The organism is Kitasatospora sp. NPDC005856 (assembly GCF_040629945.1).
GTDB lineage: Bacteria > Actinomycetota > Actinomycetes > Streptomycetales > Streptomycetaceae > Kitasatospora.
Window position 1 is genome coordinate 16,706 of the sequence record NZ_JBEXWT010000020.1, and the last position, 16,614, is coordinate 33,319.

A 16,614-nucleotide genomic window follows, 5' to 3' on the forward strand; every position below is an offset into this window, starting at 1 on the left:
CTTGTCAGCGGCAGGTTACCGTGCCGTGGCACCCCCGCGCGGATGATCGTCTGAAGTACCGTCACCGGAGGCCTGAGGGCCATGATGCCCAGCTTCGGAGGGGTCGATACCCATCGCGGTGAGGATGGGGGCGGTGGGGCAGGATGGACGGCGGGAGCGAGGAAAGGGGAGTGCCGTGAAGGATCCGGTGCTGGTTTACGACGGGGACTGTTCGTTCTGTTCGTCCTGCGTGCGCTGGGCGGAGCGGTACCTGCGGCAGACGCTGGCCTCGGGGGGCTGGGAGGCGGTGCCGTTCCAGTTCGCGGATCTGGCGGGGCTGGACGGGCGGGCGGGCGGCCGGGGCGAGGTGTCGGCCGAGCGGGCCGAGCGCGAGGTGCTCTGGGTGACGCCGAGTGGCCGGGTGTACGGGGGCGCGCAGGCGGTTGCGCGGCTGCTGATGCGCTCCGGCGGGGTGTGGGCATATCCGGGCGCGGTGTTGACGGCGGCGCCGGTGCGGCCGTTGGCGGGGCTGGTGTACCGCTGGGTGGCGCGCAACCGGCACCGGATGCCGGGGGGTACGGCGGCCTGTGCGCTGCCGAACCGGAATCCCGTCCAGCCGTGACGTCGCCCGGCCGTGGCGTCGCCGGGTCGTGACGTCGCCCGGCCGTGGCGTCGCCGGGTCGTGACGTCGCCCGGCCGTGGCGTCGCCGGGTCGTGACGTCGACGAGCCGCGGTGCCGCTCAGTCGGTGTAGCGCCCGGCGAGGGCGGGGGGCATGGGTTCGTGGCGCAGGTAGGCGCGGGAGAACTCGGCGGTGCCGTGGGTGAGCGAGCGCAGGTCGATCGGGTAGCGGACGAGTTCGAGTTCGGGGACCTCGGCGCGCAGCAGGGTGAGGCCGCTGCCGCCGGTCTCGGTGCCGAGGACGCGGCCGCGGCGGGCCGAGAGGTCGCCGAGGACGGCGCCGAGGTAGTCGTCGGGGAGCAGGACGCTGACGGCGGCGACGGGTTCGAGCAGGCGGATGACGGCGTGCTCGGCGGCGTCGCGCAGGGCGAGGGCGGCGGCGTTCTGGAAGGACGCGTCGGAGGAGTCGACGGAGTGCGCCTTGCCGTCGGTGAGGGTGACCCGGACGTCGACGAGCGGGTACCCGGTGGCGACGCCCTTGGCGAGCTGGGCGCGGACGCCCTTCTCGACGGAGGGGATGAAGTGTTTGGGGACGGCGCCGCCGACGACGTGCTCCTGGAACTCGAAGCCGGAGCCGGCCGGTAGCGGTTCGACCTCGAGGTCGCAGATGGCGTACTGGCCGTGGCCGCCGGACTGCTTGACCAGGCGCCCGTGGCCGGCGGCGGCGCTGCCGAAGGTCTCGCGCAGGGCGACCTTGGGTTCGACGGTGTCGACGTGGACGCCGTGGCGGGTGCGGAGGCGGTCGAGGACGACGTCGGCGTGGGCCTCGCCGGTGCACCAGAGGACGAGCTGGTGGGTGTCGGGGTTCTGTTCCAGGCGTAGCGCCGGGTCCTCGGCGGTCAGGCGGGCGAGGGCCTGGGAGAGCTTGTCGTCGTCGGCCTTGCTGTGGGCTTCGACGGCGATCGGGAGCAGCGGTTCGGGGAGGGTCCAGCCGTCGAGGGTGACGGGTTGGCCGGGTTCGTGGACGGTGTCGCCGGCGCGGGCGGTGGTGAGTTTGGCGGCGCAGACGAGGTCGCCGGCGACGGCGTGCGGGACGGGCCGCTGGAGCTTGCCGAAGGGGCTGGTGAGGGCGGTGACGCGTTCGTCGCCGTTCTGGTCGTCGGTGTGGGCGGGGCCGACGAGGTGGATCTTGGTGTCGGGGCGCAGGGTGCCGGCGTACAGGCGCAGCAGGCTGATCCGGCCGACGTAGGCGTCGCCGGTGACGCGGACGACCTGGGCGGCGAGGGGGGCGTCGGGGTCGCAGGCGGGGGCGGGGCGGGTGCGTTCGGTGGGGTCGGGGAAGGCGTGGGCGATGAGGTCGAGGAGTTCGGCGGCGCCCAGGCCGTTCTCGCTGGTGGGGACGGCGGGGTGGAGGGCGCAGGAGAGGACTTCGCGGCGCAGGCCGGCTTCGAGGGAGTCGGTGTCGAGGGGGTCGCCGGAGAGGTAGCGCTCCATGAGGGTGTCGTCCTGGCCGGAGATGGCTTCGACGAGGCTGTCGTGGGCGGGGGCGGTGTCGGGCAGGGGGTCGGCGTCGCCGTAGGTGTCGCCGGTGAGGAGGTCGACGCTGCCGTCGGGGTGCCCGTCGTGGAGGACGGGCAGGAAGAGCGGGCGCAGGGTGTCCGGGCCCAGTTCGAAGGCGTCGTGGCAGGCGGTGAGGATGTCGTCGAAGCCGGTGTGGGCGAGGTCGAGTTTGGCGACGGCGATGGCGCGGGGGATGCCTTCGGCGGCGCATTCGCGCCACAGGGCGCGGGTGGGGGCGGTGACCGGGTCGGTGGCGGAGACGACGAAGACGGCGGCGTCGGCGGCGTGCAGGGCGGCGCGCAGGTCGGCGGTGAAGTCGGGGTGGCCGGGCGGGTCGATCAGGTTGATCTTGACGCCCTTCCATTCGAGGGGGAGGAGCGCGAGCTGGACGGAGCGCTGTTGCTGCTGCTCGATGTCCTCGTGGTCGGAGACGGTGGTGCCGTCGGTGACGCGGCCGGCCCGGCCGGTGGCGCCGGCGGCGAGGGCGAGGGATTCGGCGAGGGTGGTCTTGCCCACACCGCTGGAGCCGATGAGGACGACGTTGCGCAGGTCCTTCGGGCCGGTGACGGCGGGTGCCTGGCCGGCTCGTGCCGTGCTGCGGTCGGGCATCGGGGTCTCCTCCCGTGGCGCCGAGGCTGTCCTTCGCAGTCTAGGGTCGGGTGTCGTGGTGGCGCGTCTCGTACGGCCGGTCGGGTCGGGGCGGGGTGCGTGTCGTACGGCCGGTCGGTGACCGTGCGTGTGCGCGGAGTTGGGTGGGGGTGGCGTCCGGCGGTGCGTGCGCCGGAGCGTGTCCCGGGCGTGGCTACGATGGGTGGGCCGGACGGGCTGATCCGCCCGGCCGTCTGCTGCGCGTGCTGCGCCAGGCGGGTATCTGGGAGATCGGAGCGGCTGGGAAGGCCATGCTCAACAAATACGCGCGTGCCTTCTTCACACGTGTCCTGACCCCGTTCGCCGCGTTCCTGATCCGCCTGGGCGTGAGCCCGGACGCCGTGACGCTGATCGGTACCGCCGGTTCGGTGGCCGGTGCGCTGGTGTTCTTCCCGCGTGGGGAGTTCTTCTGGGGCACCATCACGATCACGCTGTTCATCTTCTCGGACCTGGTGGACGGGAACATGGCCCGCCAGCTGGGCCGGAGCACGAAGTGGGGGGCGTTCCTCGACTCCACCCTGGACCGGGTCGCGGACGCGGCGATCTTCGGCGGTCTGGCGATGTGGTACGCGGGCAAGGGTGACAACAACCTGCTCTGTGCGGTGGCGATCTTCTGTCTGGCGAGCGGTCTGGTGGTGTCGTACACCAAGGCGCGGGCGGAGAGCCAGGGTCTGCCGTGCGACGTGTCGGGGCTGGTGGAGCGGGCCGAGCGGCTGGTGGCCAGCCTGGTGGCGGCCGGGGTCGCGGGTCTGCACAAGTTCGGTGTGCCGTACGTGGAGTGGCTGCTGCCGGTGGCGCTGTGGCTGGTGGCGGCGGGCAGCCTGGTGACGGTGTTCCAGCGGATGCTGACCGTGCGCCGGGAGGCGTTCGAGGCCGACCGAGCGGCGGCCGGGAGCTGATGGGGGGCGTCCTGCGGTGACGGACCGACTGGTGTACTGGGCGTACGCGCTGGGGTGGGGGCTTCTGAAGCACCTGCCGGAGCGGGTGGCCAGGGGGCTGTTCGACCGGCTGGCGGACTACGCGTGGCGCAAGCGCGGCAAGCGGGTGCTCCAGCTGGAGGCGAATCTGCGCCGGGTCCGTCCGGGGATGGACGAGGCCGCGCTGCGGGAGCTGTCCCGGGCCGGGATGCGCTCGTACCTGCGGTACTGGATGGAGTCGTTCCGGCTGCCGGTGTGGAGCCGGGAGCGGGTGGCCCGGGACGTCCAGGTGGAGGGCTTCGAGCACCTGCGGGCGCCGCTGGAGGCGGGTCGGGGCGCGCTGATAGCGCTGCCGCACATGGGCAACTGGGACCTCGCGGGGGCCTGGGTGGCGCAGCAGGGCTACCCGTTCACCACGGTCGCGGAGCGGTTGAAGCCGGAGCGGCTGTTCGACCGGTTCGTGGCGTTCCGGGAGGGCCTGGGCATGGAGGTCCTGGCGCTGACCGGTGGTTCGGTGAACGTGATCGGCACGCTGGCGCGGCGGCTGCGCGAGGGACGGCTGGTCTGCCTGGTGGGGGACCGGGACCTGTCGGAGGCGGGCATCGGGGTGTCGTTCTTCGGTGAGGGGACGCGGATGCCGGCCGGTCCGGCGGCGCTGTGCCAGCGGACCGGGGCGGCGCTGCTGCCGGTGACGCTCTGGTACGACGGCCCGGTGCTGCGGGCGCGGATCCATCCGGAGGTGCCGGTGCCCGAGGAGGGCGACCGCAAGGAGCGCACCCTGGCGATGACCCAGGCGATGGCGCAGGTGTGGGAGCGGGGCATCCGCGAGCACCCGCAGGACTGGCACATGCTGCAGCGGTTCTGGCTGGCCGACCTGCCGGTTCGTGAGACGGTGAGGGCGGCGCCCGCGGAGCGTGCGGAGGCGGCCCCGGAGCCCGCGGTCGAGGCCTCCGGGTCCTGAGCCGTTCCGTCCTGCCCGCCCGCACCACTGTCCGAAGGAGCTTGAGGAACCCGTGAAGATCGGCATCGTCTGCCCGTACGACTGGGACGTCCCCGGGGGGGTGCAGTTCCACATCCGGGACCTGGCCGAGCACCTGATCGGTCTGGGGCACGAGGTGTCGGTGCTGGCGCCGGCCGAGGACGACGAGGCGCTGCCGCCGTACGTGGTTCCGGCGGGTCGGTCGGTGGCGGTGCCGTACAACGGGTCGGTGGCGCGGCTGAGTTTCGGGATCCTGTCGGCGGCGCGGGTGCGGCGGTGGCTGCACGACGGGCGCTTCGACATCCTGCACGTGCACGAGCCGGCGGCGCCGAGCCTGTCGATGCTGGCCGCGTGGTCGGCGACCGGGCCGATGGTGGGGACCTTCCACACCTCCAACCCGCGTTCGCGGGTGATGATCGCGGCCTCGCCGATCCTCCAGCCGGGGCTGGAGAAGATGCGGGCCCGGATCGCGGTGTCGGAGTACGCCCGGCGCACCCTGGTGGAGCACCTCGGCGGGGACGCGGTGGTGATCCCGAACGGTGTGGACGTGGGTTTCTTCGCGCGGGCGGAGCCGGACGAGCGCTGGACCGGAGGCGCGGCGAAGGGGGAGCCGGGCACGATCGGCTTCATCGGCCGGATCAACGAGCCGCGCAAGGGCCTGCCGACGCTGCTGGCGGCGCTGCCGGGGATCCTGGCCGAGCGGCCGGGGGTGCGGCTGCTGGTGGCGGGCAAGGGCGACGAGGAGGAGGCCGTCGCGGGCCTGGCGCCCGAGGTGCGTCGGCAGGTGGAGTTCCTCGGCATGGTGAGCGACCGGGACAAGGCCCGGCTGCTGCGCAGCGTGGACCTGTACGTGGCGCCGAACACCGGTGGCGAGAGCTTCGGGATCATCCTGGTGGAGGCGATGTCCGCGGGCGCGCCGGTCCTGGCGAGCGATCTGGACGCGTTCAAGCAGGTGCTGGACGGCGGGGGCGCGGGCGAGCTGTTCCCGGTGGAGGACGCGGACGCGTTGGCCCGTGCGGCGCTGCGGCTGCTGGGTGATCCGGCGCGGCTGGAGGAACTGCGGGAGGCGGCCTCGCGGCACGTGCGGCGGTTCGACTGGTCGACGGTGGGCGCGGACATCCTGGCGGTGTACGAGACGGTGACGGCCGGCGAGGCGGCGGTGGTCGAGGAGGACGTGCGCAGCGGTCGGCGCCGGTTCGGGCTGGCCAGGGACTGATCCCCGCGGCGGGCCCGGGTGTCGGTGGCGTTAGGGTCGGGCGTCCGTACCACTGCGATCCACGGGGGCGACATGCCGCAGATCTCCGTCGACTACTCGGCCTCCCTGGCCGGCACCTTCGACCGCCGGGGCCTCGGCCTGGCGATCAACCGGCTGGCGGAGGCGACGATCGACGCGAAGCCGGATTCCTGCAAGACGGTGTTCCGGCAGAGCGAGCTGCTGGTGGTGGGCACCAGCGGGGCGGCCGCCGACGCCCAGGTGTTCGTGGAGTTCCAGATCTTCCCGGGGCGTTCGCCGGAGGCGAAGGCGGCGCTGAGCGAGGGGGTGCTGGCGCTGCTGGCGCAGTACGTCCGGCCGCGGCCGGGCACCCGGTTGTTCACGGCGGTGGACATCGCGGACATCGACCGGGAGTGCTACCGGAACGCGACCGCCCAGGGCTGAACCGGTGACACCCGGTAACGTAGCGGCCCGTGACTACCTGGATCTGGGCCGGCGTGGCCGTGGTGCTGTTCGGCATGTACCTGAGTTGGACGGCCGGTCGTCTGGACCGGCTGCACGCCAGGATCGATGCCGCGCGGGCGGCGCTGGACGCGCAGCTGGTGCGCCGGGCCTCGGTGGCGTTGGAGCTGGCGACGTCCTCGCTGCTGGATCCGGCGGCCTCGCTGCTGCTGTTGGACGCGGCGCACGCGGCCCGGCAGGCCGAGGACGAGCAGCGCGAGGTGGCGGAGAGCCAGTTGAGCCTGGCGCTGCGGGCGGTGTTCGAGGAGCCGGAGCAGGTGGCGGCGCTGGTGGCCGAGCCGGGTGGCGAGGACGCGGTTCGTGATCTGACGGCCGCGGTGCGGCGGGTGCCGATGGCCCGCCGGTTCCACAACGACGCGGTGCGGGCGGCCCGGGCGGTGCGCGAGCACCGGCTGGTGCGGTACTTCCGGCTGGCGGGGAAGGCGCCCTTCCCGCTGGCGTTCGAGATGGACGATGCGCCGCCGCCCGCTCTTACGCCCGAGGGGGCGCCTGCTTAAGGTGTCCCCCGGATACGGCCCGTTTGTCGTGTCCCGTCGTCCGGGCTGGACTTGGTGGCGCATGGAGGGGTCACCCGTTCTGCCTACCATAGGGCGATAGCACCGATTCAGCTTCGAGTGAGGTCTCACGTGTCCACCACCCCCACCACCGCAGACCAGCCGCAGATCGGCACCGCCCGGGTCAAGCGCGGCATGGCCGAGCAGCTCAAGGGCGGTGTGATCATGGACGTGGTCAACGCCGAGCAGGCCAAGATCGCCGAGGACGCCGGCGCCGTGGCCGTCATGGCCCTGGAGCGGGTCCCGGCGGACATCCGCAAGGACGGCGGCGTCGCCCGCATGTCCGACCCGAACATGATCGAGGAGATCATCGCCGCGGTCTCCATCCCGGTGATGGCCAAGTCCCGCATCGGTCACTTCGTCGAGGCCCAGGTGCTCCAGTCGCTGGGCGTCGACTACATCGACGAGTCCGAGGTGCTGACCCCGGCCGACGAGGTCAACCACTCGGACAAGTTCGCCTTCACCACCCCCTTCGTCTGCGGCGCCACCAACCTGGGCGAGGCCCTGCGCCGCATCGCCGAGGGCGCGGCCATGATCCGCTCGAAGGGCGAGGCCGGCACCGGCAACGTCGTCGAGGCCGTCCGCCACCTGCGCCAGATCAAGAACGAGATCGGCCAGCTGCGCGCCCTGGACAACAACGAGCTGTACGCCGCCGCCAAGGAGCTGCGCGCCCCGTACGAGCTGGTCAAGGAGGTCGCCGAGCTCGGCAAGCTGCCGGTCGTGCTGTTCTCCGCCGGTGGCGTCGCCACCCCGGCCGACGCCGCGCTGATGCGCCAGCTGGGTGCCGAGGGCGTCTTCGTCGGCTCGGGCATCTTCAAGTCGGGCGACCCGGCCAAGCGCGCCGCCGCCATCGTGAAGGCCACCACCTTCTTCGACGACCCGAAGATCATCGCGGACGCCTCCCGCAACCTGGGCGAGGCCATGGTCGGCATCAACTGCGACACCCTGCCGGAGACCGAGCGCTACGCCAACCGCGGCTGGTAGTCGCCGTCCCTTGAGCCGGCCCGCCGCAGCGCCTCGGCGCTGCGGCGGGCCGCGCCACGTAGTCCGTCGTAACGATCGATAGAGGTTGAAGACCGTGAGCACTCCTGTCATCGGCGTCCTCGCCCTCCAGGGCGACGTCCGCGAGCACCTGGTGGCGCTGGCCGAGGCCGACGCGCTCGCCCGTCCGGTGCGCCGCGCCGAGGAGCTGGCCGAGGTCGACGCGCTGGTGATCCCCGGCGGGGAGTCCACCACCATGTCCAAGCTGGCGCTGCTGTTCGGCGTGATGGACCCGCTGCGCGAGCGGGTCGCCGCGGGGATGCCGGTCTACGGCACCTGCGCGGGCATGATCATGCTGGCCGACAAGATCCTGGACGGCCGCGAGGACCAGGAGACCGTCGGCGGCATCGACATGACGGTGCGCCGCAACGCCTTCGGCCGCCAGAACGAGTCCTTCGAGTCCGGGATCGACTTCGCGGGCCTGGGCGACGCGCCGGTGCACGGCGTCTTCATCCGCGCCCCCTGGGTCGAGGCGGTCGGCGCGGGCGTCGAGGTGCTGGCCGAGCTGCCCGCCGCCGACGGCCCGGAGAGCCGGATCGTGGCGGTGCGCCAGGGCAACCTGCTGGCCACGTCCTTCCACCCGGAGCTGACCGGTGACCACCGGGTGCACGCGTACTTCGTGCGGATGGTCGAGGAGCGCCTCGCCGAGGCCGCGCGCTGACCCGTGTCGGCCACGTGCTGACCGTGTGCGCCCCACCGGTGACGACACCGGTAAGATCTCATCTGTTCATTTCCCTTTGGCGACGTAAAGGAGCTGGCGATGTCCGGCCACTCTAAGTGGGCTACCACCAAGCACAAGAAGGCCGTGATCGACGCCAAGCGCGGCAAGCTCTTCGCCAAGATGATCAAGAACATCGAGGTGGCGGCGCGCACCGGCGGTCCCGACCCGGCGGGCAACCCGACCCTCTACGACGCCATCCAGAAGGCGAAGAAGAGCTCGGTCCCGATCGACAACATCAACCGCGCCGTCAAGCGCGGTGGCGGTCTGGAGGCCGGCGGCGCCGACTACCAGACCATCATGTACGAGGGCTACGGCCCGAACGGCGTCGCCGTCCTGATCGAGTGCCTCACCGACAACCGCAACCGCGCCGCCTCCGACGTGCGCGTCGCGATGACCCGCAACGGCGGCTCGATGGCCGACCCGGGCTCGGTGTCGTACCTGTTCACCCGCAAGGGCGTCGTCATCGTCCCCAAGGCCGACGGCGTGGACGAGGACAAGCTGTTCGAGGTCGTCCTCGACCAGGAGCCGGAGGAGATCAACGACCTCGGCGACTCGTTCGAGATCGTCTCCGAGGCCTCCAAGATGGTCGCCGTGCGCACCGCGCTGGTCGACGCGGGCGTCGACTACGACTCGGCCGAGGCCAACTTCCTCCCCAGCATGCAGGTCGAGCTGGACGTCGACGGCGCCCGCAAGATCCTCAAGCTGATCGACGCGCTGGAGGACAGCGACGACGTGCAGAACGTCTTCGCCAACTTCGACATCTCCGACGAGGTCGGCGCGCAGCTCGACGCCGAGTGATCACTGCCCAGTGATCGTCGGTGAGTGACCGTTCTCACTGCCCGGCCCGGTGGTCCCTGGACCACCGGGCCGGTGTCGTCGGTCGGGTTGTCGGACCCGGGCGGTAGCCTGCGGTGGTCGCTCGGCGAGGGGCGGGCAGCAGCGGCGGGTGACGCCGACGAGTGACAGGGAGACGGGCGAGTGGTGCGGGTACTGGGCGTGGACCCGGGGCTGACCAGGTGCGGGGTCGGCGTGGTCGAGGGCGCACCGGGCCGGCCGCTGCGGATGGCCGGGGTCGGCGTGGTGCGCACCCCCGCCGAGGCCGAGATCGGGCAGCGGCTGCTCCAGGTCGAGCAGGGCATCGAGGCCTGGCTGGACGAGCACCGGCCCGACCTGGTCGCCGTCGAGCGGGTCTTCGCCCAGCACAACGTCCGCACCGTGATGGGCACCGCCCAGGCCAGCGCCGTCGCGATGCTCTGCGCCACCCGGCGCGGCATCCCCGTCACCCTGCACACCCCCAGCGAGGTCAAGGCCGCCGTCACCGGCTCCGGCCGGGCCGACAAGGCGCAGGTCACGGCCATGGTGCAGCGTCTGCTGCGGCTGGACGCGCCGCCCAAGCCCGCCGACGCCGCCGACGCGCTGGCGCTGGCCATCTGCCACATCTGGCGCGGCGGGGCGACCAACCGGCTGGAGGCCGCCGTCCGGGCCGCCCGCTCCACCTCCCGCTCCACTCCTCCGAAAGGCACCGTCCGATGATCGCCTTCGTGCAAGGGCCCGTGGCGGCCATCTCCTCCGGGATCGCGGTGGTCGAGGTCGGCGGGGTGGGCATGGCCGTGCAGTGCACCCCGAACACCCTGGCCGGGCTGCGGCTGGGCGAGCCGGCCCGGCTGGCCACCTCGCTGGTGGTCCGGGAGGACTCGCTGACCCTGTTCGGCTTCGCGGACGACGACGAGCGCGCCGTGTTCGAGATCCTCCAGGCCGCGCCCGGCGTCGGCCCCAAGCTGGCGCAGGCGATCCTCGGCGTGCACAGCCCCGACGCGCTGCGCGCCGCGATCGCGGGCGGCGACGAGAAGGCGCTGGTCGCGGTGCCGGGCATCGGCAAGGCCAAGGCGGCCAAGCTGCTGCTGGAGTACAAGGACAAGCTCGGCGCCCCGCACGGCGCCGTCCCCGCGCAGAAGCCGATCGCCGCCGGCCCGGCGCCGTGGAGCGAGCAGCTGCACTCCGCGCTGACCGGCCTCGGCTACGCCCCGCGCGAGGCGGACGAGGCGGTCGCGGCCGTCACCCCGGAGGCCGAGGCGCAGGCGACGCCGGACGTCGGCGCCCTGCTCCGGCTCGCCCTGCGCGGCCTCAACCGCGCCCGCTGATCACCCGCCGACCTGTCCGTTTTCCGACACTGGAGACTCTGGAGCCCGCGACGATGTACGACCCGGAACCCGCCGACCGGCTGGTCACGGCCGCCGCCGACGGTGAGGACCAGGCGGTGGAGGCGGCGCTGCGCCCCAAGCTCCTGGACGAGTTCATCGGCCAGGAGCGGGTGCGCGAGCAGCTGTCGCTGGTGCTCCAGGCCGCCCGGAAGCGCGGCAGCGCGCCCGACCACGTGCTGCTGAGCGGGCCGCCCGGGCTCGGCAAGACCACCCTGTCCATGATCATCGCCGCCGAGCTGGGCGCCCCGATCCGGATCACCTCCGGCCCGGCCATCCAGCACGCCGGGGACCTCGCGGCGATCCTCTCCTCGCTCACCGAGGGCGAGGTGCTCTTCCTCGACGAGATCCACCGGATGTCCCGGCCGGCCGAGGAGATGCTCTACATGGCGATGGAGGACTTCCGGGTCGACGTGATCGTCGGCAAGGGCCCGGGCGCCACCGCCATCCCGCTGGAGCTTCCGCCGTTCACCCTGGTCGGCGCCACCACCCGGGCCGGTCTGCTGCCGCCGCCGCTGCGCGACCGCTTCGGATTCACCGGGCACATGGAGTTCTACGCCCCGGCCGAGCTCCAGCGGGTGGTGCACCGCTCGGCCACGCTGCTGGACGTGGAGATAGACCCGGCCGGCGCGGCCGAGATCGCCGGGCGCTCGCGCGGCACCCCGCGCATCGCCAACCGGCTGCTGCGCCGGGTCCGCGACTACGCCCAGGTCCGGCACGACGGGCAGGTCACCGCCGAGATCGCCGCCCAGGCGCTGGACGTCTACGAGGTGGACGCCCGCGGTCTGGACCGGCTGGACCGCGCGGTGCTGGACGCGCTGCTGCGGCTGTTCGGCGGCGGTCCGGTCGGTTTGTCGACACTCGCGGTCGCGGTGGGGGAGGAGTCCGAGACGGTCGAGGAGGTCGCCGAGCCGTTCCTGGTCCGCGAGGGCCTGCTCGCCCGCACCCCGCGCGGCCGGATCGCCACCGCCGCCGCCTGGCAGCACCTCGGCCTGACGCCGCCGACACGGACCGCGCCGGTCCAGACCATGCGCGGAGGCGTTCCGGCGCAGTCGGAGCTGTTTCCGGCGGACGAAAGCTGACCGCCATCGGCTGAACGGGTGAGTCGGGCCGGTCGGTTCCCACCCCGTGCTTCCGTTCTGGCACACGGAGGAGCCGGGAGCGAAGTCCGGGGAATCCGTGCAGGCGGAGGCTCGCCACTTTCGGCGGCAGGATGCGATGCTTGGCGTTGTCCGATCGATTCGGGGTCGCCTAGACTCCGCCGGACCGCCCCTCTCACCTGACGGGCCGACCAATACCACACAGGCCGCCGGCCGGCGGCCCGTAAAGGACCCTGGCTGCAGTGAACCTCATCATCCTTCTCCTCCCGATCATCGCGATCGTGCTCATGTTCCGGTCGCAGAAGAAGCGCCAGCAGCAGCAGCAGCAGATGCAGACTGCGCTGGAGCCCGGGGCGGGGGTGCGCACCATCGGTGGCCTGTACGCCCAGGTGAAGGCGGTCAACGAGGAGACCGTCGAGCTGGAGATCGCGCCCGGCGTGATCACCCACTTCACCAAGAGCGCCGTCGCGGCCGTCCTGGACCCCCAGGAGTACGACGCGATCATCAACGGCCGCCCCGCCGATGACGAGCTGCCCGAGCCGGAGGCCGAGGACGCCGAGCCGGTCGAGGCCAAGCCGCTGACGCTCACCAAGGACAGCGCCGAGAAGGGCGATGCCGAGGGCGGGGCTCCCGCGAGCAAGTAGTACGGCCGGGCAACCCGCCCGGCCGCGCGGCATACGCCGCGAGCCCATAGACCTCAGGGCCGCACAACCGCCGTACCCCCGTGCCGGATCTCGGTACGGGGGTACGGCCGGGGAAGTGGCATGGACAGGGAGAAACGAGCAAGGTGGCAACACCCAAGTCGCGCCCGCGCGACGGCTACCCAGGACGGGCTCTGGCCCTCATCCTGGTCGTCACCGTCGGACTGGTCGCCCTCATGTTCGGGAACGGCACCACCAAGCCCCGGCTCGGTATCGACCTCGCCGGTGGCACCAGCATCACGCTGACCGCGAAGTCGACCGACCCCAAGGCGCTGACCAAGTCCAACATGGACATCGCCGTCGGGATCATCGAGCGTCGCGTCAACGGCATGGGTGTCTCCGAGGCGGAGGTCCAGACCCAGGGCTCGGACACGATCATCGTGAACATCCCCAAGGGCGGCGACCGGCAGAACGCGGCGGACCAGGTGGGTACCACCGCCAAGCTGTTCTTCCGCCCCGTCCTGGCCGTGGCCCCCAGCGGCCTCGCCGTGCCGGCGCCCACCGGCACCCCGTCCGCGGGCGCCACCGGCACCCCGGGTGCGACCCCGTCCGCCGGCGCCACCGCGGCCGCCACCGGCACCCCGTCCGCCGGCGCGAGCGCCACCAAGCAGGGCCGCCCCGCGAGCGAGGCGCTGGCCGCCGAGGGCGCCAGCCCGAGCGCCGCCGCCACCGGCGCCGCGCCCTCCGCCGCCACCGGCGCCCCGAGCGCCGCGGCCACCCCGCAGACCCCGGCCGACCTCAGCGCCGCGATGACCCAGGGCAGCGTGCCGCCGGAGCTGTCCGCCGCGTTCGCCGCCCTGGACTGCTCCAAGCCCGAGGTCCGCGCCGCCCAGACCGGCGACGAGGACAAGGCCGTCGTCGCCTGCTCCCAGAAGGCCGAGAAGGGCTACTACGAGAAGCTGGTGCTCGGCCCGGTGGCCGTGAAGGGCTCGGACGTCTCCAAGGCCCAGGCCGGCATCGACACCCAGACCGGCGCCGGCTGGCAGGTCCAGCTGCAGTTCAACGGCACCGGCACCGACGCCTTCGCCAAGATCACCGGCCAGCTGGCCACCCAGGCCCCGCCGAACAACCAGTTCGCCATCGTGCTGGACAACCAGGTCGTCTCGCACCCCGAGGTCCGGGGCTCGATCCCGGGCGGCAGCGCGGTCATCACCGGCCAGTTCAAGCAGAGCGAGGCGCAGGACCTGGCCAACGTGCTGGGCTACGGCGCCCTGCCGCTGGAGTTCAGCAAGAGCGACATCACCACCGTCTCCCCGGCGCTCGGCAGCGACCAGCTCAAGGCCGGTCTGGTCGCCGGCCTGATCGGCATGATCCTGGTGGTCGCCTACTCGCTGATCTACTACCGCGGCCTCGGCCTGGTCTCGATCGCCGGTCTGATCGTCTCGGGGATCCTGACCTACTCGATCATGAGCCTGCTGGGCAGCGCGATCGGCTTCGCGCTGAACCTGCCGGCGGTCTGCGGTGCGATCGTCGCGATCGGCATCACCGCCGACTCCTTCATCGTGTACTTCGAGCGCATCCGCGACGAGGTCCGCGAGGGCGCCCCGCTGCGCCCGGCGGTCCAGCGGGCCTGGCCGCGCGCCCGGCGCACCATCCTGGTCTCGGACTTCGTGTCCTTCCTCTGTGCCGCCGTGCTCTACGTGGTCTCGGTCGGCAAGGTCCAGGGCTTCGCGTTCACCCTGGGTCTGACCACCGCGCTCGACGTCGTGGTGATCTTCCTCTTCACCAAGCCGCTGATCACGCTGCTGGCCCGTCGCAAGTTCTTCCTGAACGGCCACCCGTGGTCCGGCCTGGACCCGAAGCGGCTGGGCGCCCGCCCGCCGCTGCGCAGCAGCCGTCGCCGTAGCCCCTCCTCTGCCGCCGTGAAGGAGGCCTGACACCGTGTCACGCTTCTCCAACCTGGGCCACCGGCTCTACCAGGGCGAAGTCAGCTTCGACTTCGTCGGTCGCCGCAAGCTCTGGTACTCCATCTCCGGCGTGATCGTGCTGGTCGCGGCGATCGGCCTGGCCATGGGTCTGCACCTGGGCATCGAGTTCAAGGGCGGCTCGGTCTACACCGTGGCCAAGCCGGGCCTGACGGTCTCCCAGGCGCAGGACACCGCCGACGGGGTCGTCTCCTCGCACCCGCTGGTCCAGTCGACCGACAGCGGCAAGATCCGCATCCAGGTCAGCACCGAGGAGACCAAGAGCTCGGACCAGATCCGCTCCGAGCTCTCGCAGAAGCTCGGCGTGCCGCTGGACACCGTCGAGGCCCAGGTGATCGGCCCCAGCTGGGGCAAGCAGATCTCCCAGAAGGCACTCACCGGTCTGATCGTCTTCATGATCCTGGTGACGGTCTACCTGGCGATCGCCTTCGAGTGGCGGATGGCGGTGTCCGCCCTGGTCGCCCTCATCCACGACCTCCTGATCACCATCGGCGTGTACGCCCTGGTGGGCTTCGAGGTCACCCCGGGTACGGTGATCGGCTTCCTGACCATCCTCGGTTACTCGCTCTACGACACGGTCGTCGTCTTCGACACCGTGAAGGAGAACACCAAGGGGCTCACCAAGCAGAACAAGCTCACCTACAGCGAGGCCGCGAACGCGGGCCTCAACCAGACCCTGGTGCGCTCGCTCAACACCACCGTGGTGGCGCTGCTTCCGGTCGCCGCACTGCTGTTCATCGGTGGCGGCCTCCTGGGCGCCGGCACCCTGAACGACATCTCGCTCGCGCTGTTCATCGGCCTCGCGGCCGGTGCCTACTCCTCGATCTGCGTCGCCACCCCGCTGCTGGCGCAGCTCAAGGAGGAGCAGCCGGAGATGAAGGCGCTGCGCAAGCGGGTCCTCCAGCACCGGGCCGCCGCGGCCGCCAAGGCCGAGGCCGGCGACGGCGTCGCGGCGGACGAGGAGCCGACGGGCGAGGAGCAGCCCGCGGGTATGGTCGGACAGCGTGGCCGCTCGGCCGGCACCTCCCGTGCCAAGGGTCGTCCGTCCACCAAGCGCTAACCCCGACCGCGGGCCCCAGGCCCACCACCGTGAAGGACACCACCGTGACCACCGCCGACACCGCACTGGCCGAGCTGCTGAACAGCCGGATCCGCGACGTCCCGGACTACCCGAAGCCGGGTGTGCTGTTCAAGGACATCGCGCCGCTGCTCGCCGACGCCGAGGCCTTCGGCGCCCTCACCCGGGCGCTGGCCGACCGGGCCGAGGAGCTCGGTGCGACCAAGGTGGTGGGCCTGGAGGCGCGCGGCTTCGTGCTGGCGGCCCCGGCGGCCTTCGCGGCCGGACTCGGCTTCGTGCCGATCCGCAAGCCGGGCAAGCTGCCCGGCGAGGTGTTCCGGCGCTCGTACGAGCTGGAGTACGGCTCGGCGACGCTGGAGGTCCAGTGCGACGCCTTCGCGCCCGGTGAGCGGGTGCTGGTGGTGGACGACGTGCTGGCCACCGGCGGCACCATCGGCGCCTCGCTGGACCTGGTCAAGGAGGCCGGGGCCGAGCTGGCGGGCGTCGTGGTGCTGATGGAGCTGGGCTTCCTGGACGGCCGCGAGCGGCTGGCCGGGCACCTGGGCGGCGCCCCGCTGGAGACGCTGGTCACGGTCTGACGGATCGGTCAGGAGGACGGCGGTCGGGACATCCGACCGCCGTCCTTCCGTTTCCTGGCCCGGCCGGATGAACACGTCGGCGCCCGGCTCGGTACCATGAAGATTCATCCCCTCCCGGTTGTCCCGGACCGCTCGGGCCTCGGCAGGGGTCGGTCCGGTGCCCCGAGGAGTTGTCCTTGCCCGACGAGGTTGTGCCCACGGCCGCAGCGGCCACCCCCGAAAACCGTCCCACGCCCTCGGGGGCCACCCCGGCACGCCCGGCGCCGACCTCCTCGCGTTC

General features: G+C 72.3%; 17 protein-coding genes. 16 read left to right on the plus strand and 1 reads right to left on the minus strand.

Going from position 1 to position 16,614, the window contains the following annotated elements:
• Positions 1 to 175: 175 nt before the first annotated feature.
• A complete protein-coding gene (locus ABZ449_RS14800; RefSeq protein ID WP_360345446.1) occupies positions 176 to 601 on the plus strand; it encodes a DUF393 domain-containing protein in 426 nt (141 codons plus the stop codon).
• A gap of 118 nt (positions 602 to 719) precedes the next feature.
• On the opposite strand, the gene ABZ449_RS14805 is transcribed toward ABZ449_RS14800, so the two are convergent.
• Complete coding sequence (locus tag ABZ449_RS14805) at positions 720 to 2,768, minus strand: elongation factor G-like protein EF-G2 (RefSeq protein ID WP_360345448.1); 2,049 nt, start codon at positions 2,766 to 2,768, stop codon at positions 720 to 722.
• Positions 2,769 to 3,058: 290 nt separating this feature from the next.
• Between ABZ449_RS14805 and pgsA the strand changes: the two genes are divergently transcribed.
• From pgsA to ABZ449_RS14880, 15 genes are all read left to right on the plus strand, one after another.
• The gene (gene pgsA, locus ABZ449_RS14810; protein ID WP_224278759.1) at positions 3,059 to 3,706 is read left to right on the plus strand and encodes a phosphatidylinositol phosphate synthase; all 648 of its coding nucleotides are present in this window, start codon (positions 3,059 to 3,061) and stop codon (positions 3,704 to 3,706) included.
• Positions 3,707 to 3,722: 16 nt separating this feature from the next.
• Entirely contained in the window at positions 3,723 to 4,685 is a 963-nt protein-coding gene (locus ABZ449_RS14815; protein ID WP_360345450.1) for a phosphatidylinositol mannoside acyltransferase, read from the plus strand.
• Between the two features lie 52 nt (positions 4,686 to 4,737).
• Positions 4,738 to 5,919 (plus strand): glycosyltransferase family 4 protein, encoded by a 1,182-nt coding sequence (locus ABZ449_RS14820; RefSeq protein WP_360345452.1) that lies wholly within the window; start codon positions 4,738 to 4,740, stop codon positions 5,917 to 5,919.
• 72 nt (positions 5,920 to 5,991) lie between these two features.
• The gene (locus ABZ449_RS14825; RefSeq protein ID WP_360345454.1) at positions 5,992 to 6,360 is read left to right on the plus strand and encodes an isomerase; all 369 of its coding nucleotides are present in this window, start codon (positions 5,992 to 5,994) and stop codon (positions 6,358 to 6,360) included.
• Between the two features lie 74 nt (positions 6,361 to 6,434).
• Entirely contained in the window at positions 6,435 to 6,935 is a 501-nt protein-coding gene (locus tag ABZ449_RS14830) for a hypothetical protein (RefSeq protein ID WP_360345614.1), read from the plus strand.
• A 129-nt stretch (positions 6,936 to 7,064) separates the two neighbouring features.
• Positions 7,065 to 7,976, plus strand: a complete 912-nt coding sequence (pdxS, locus tag ABZ449_RS14835; RefSeq protein ID WP_360345456.1) for a pyridoxal 5'-phosphate synthase lyase subunit PdxS — start codon at positions 7,065 to 7,067, stop codon at positions 7,974 to 7,976.
• 94 nt (positions 7,977 to 8,070) lie between these two features.
• The gene (pdxT, locus tag ABZ449_RS14840; RefSeq protein WP_360345458.1) at positions 8,071 to 8,694 is read left to right on the plus strand and encodes a pyridoxal 5'-phosphate synthase glutaminase subunit PdxT; all 624 of its coding nucleotides are present in this window, start codon (positions 8,071 to 8,073) and stop codon (positions 8,692 to 8,694) included.
• A gap of 99 nt (positions 8,695 to 8,793) precedes the next feature.
• Positions 8,794 to 9,552, plus strand: a complete 759-nt coding sequence (locus tag ABZ449_RS14845) for a YebC/PmpR family DNA-binding transcriptional regulator (RefSeq protein ID WP_049651428.1) — start codon at positions 8,794 to 8,796, stop codon at positions 9,550 to 9,552.
• A 183-nt stretch (positions 9,553 to 9,735) separates the two neighbouring features.
• Positions 9,736 to 10,287, plus strand: a complete 552-nt coding sequence (gene ruvC, locus ABZ449_RS14850; RefSeq protein ID WP_360345616.1) for a crossover junction endodeoxyribonuclease RuvC — start codon at positions 9,736 to 9,738, stop codon at positions 10,285 to 10,287.
• Positions 10,284 to 10,895, plus strand: a complete 612-nt coding sequence (gene ruvA / locus ABZ449_RS14855) for a Holliday junction branch migration protein RuvA (RefSeq protein WP_360345460.1) — start codon at positions 10,284 to 10,286, stop codon at positions 10,893 to 10,895. Before ruvC ends, ruvA begins: the two co-directional genes overlap by 4 nt.
• Positions 10,896 to 10,948: 53 nt before the next feature.
• On the plus strand, positions 10,949 to 12,034 hold the full coding sequence (ruvB, locus tag ABZ449_RS14860) for a Holliday junction branch migration DNA helicase RuvB (RefSeq protein WP_360345462.1): 1,086 nt from the start codon (positions 10,949 to 10,951) through the stop codon (positions 12,032 to 12,034).
• A 260-nt stretch (positions 12,035 to 12,294) separates the two neighbouring features.
• On the plus strand, positions 12,295 to 12,696 hold the full coding sequence (gene yajC, locus ABZ449_RS14865) for a preprotein translocase subunit YajC (RefSeq protein ID WP_360345464.1): 402 nt from the start codon (positions 12,295 to 12,297) through the stop codon (positions 12,694 to 12,696).
• A gap of 233 nt (positions 12,697 to 12,929) precedes the next feature.
• Positions 12,930 to 14,630: a protein translocase subunit SecD gene (gene secD / locus ABZ449_RS14870; RefSeq protein WP_360345618.1), complete on the plus strand. Its 1,701-nt coding sequence runs from the start codon at positions 12,930 to 12,932 to the stop codon at positions 14,628 to 14,630.
• Between the two features lie 4 nt (positions 14,631 to 14,634).
• A complete protein-coding gene (gene secF, locus ABZ449_RS14875) occupies positions 14,635 to 15,738 on the plus strand; it encodes a protein translocase subunit SecF (RefSeq protein WP_360345466.1) in 1,104 nt (367 codons plus the stop codon).
• A 44-nt stretch (positions 15,739 to 15,782) separates the two neighbouring features.
• Positions 15,783 to 16,334: an adenine phosphoribosyltransferase gene (locus ABZ449_RS14880; protein ID WP_360345468.1), complete on the plus strand. Its 552-nt coding sequence runs from the start codon at positions 15,783 to 15,785 to the stop codon at positions 16,332 to 16,334.
• Positions 16,335 to 16,614 lie beyond the last annotated feature (280 nt).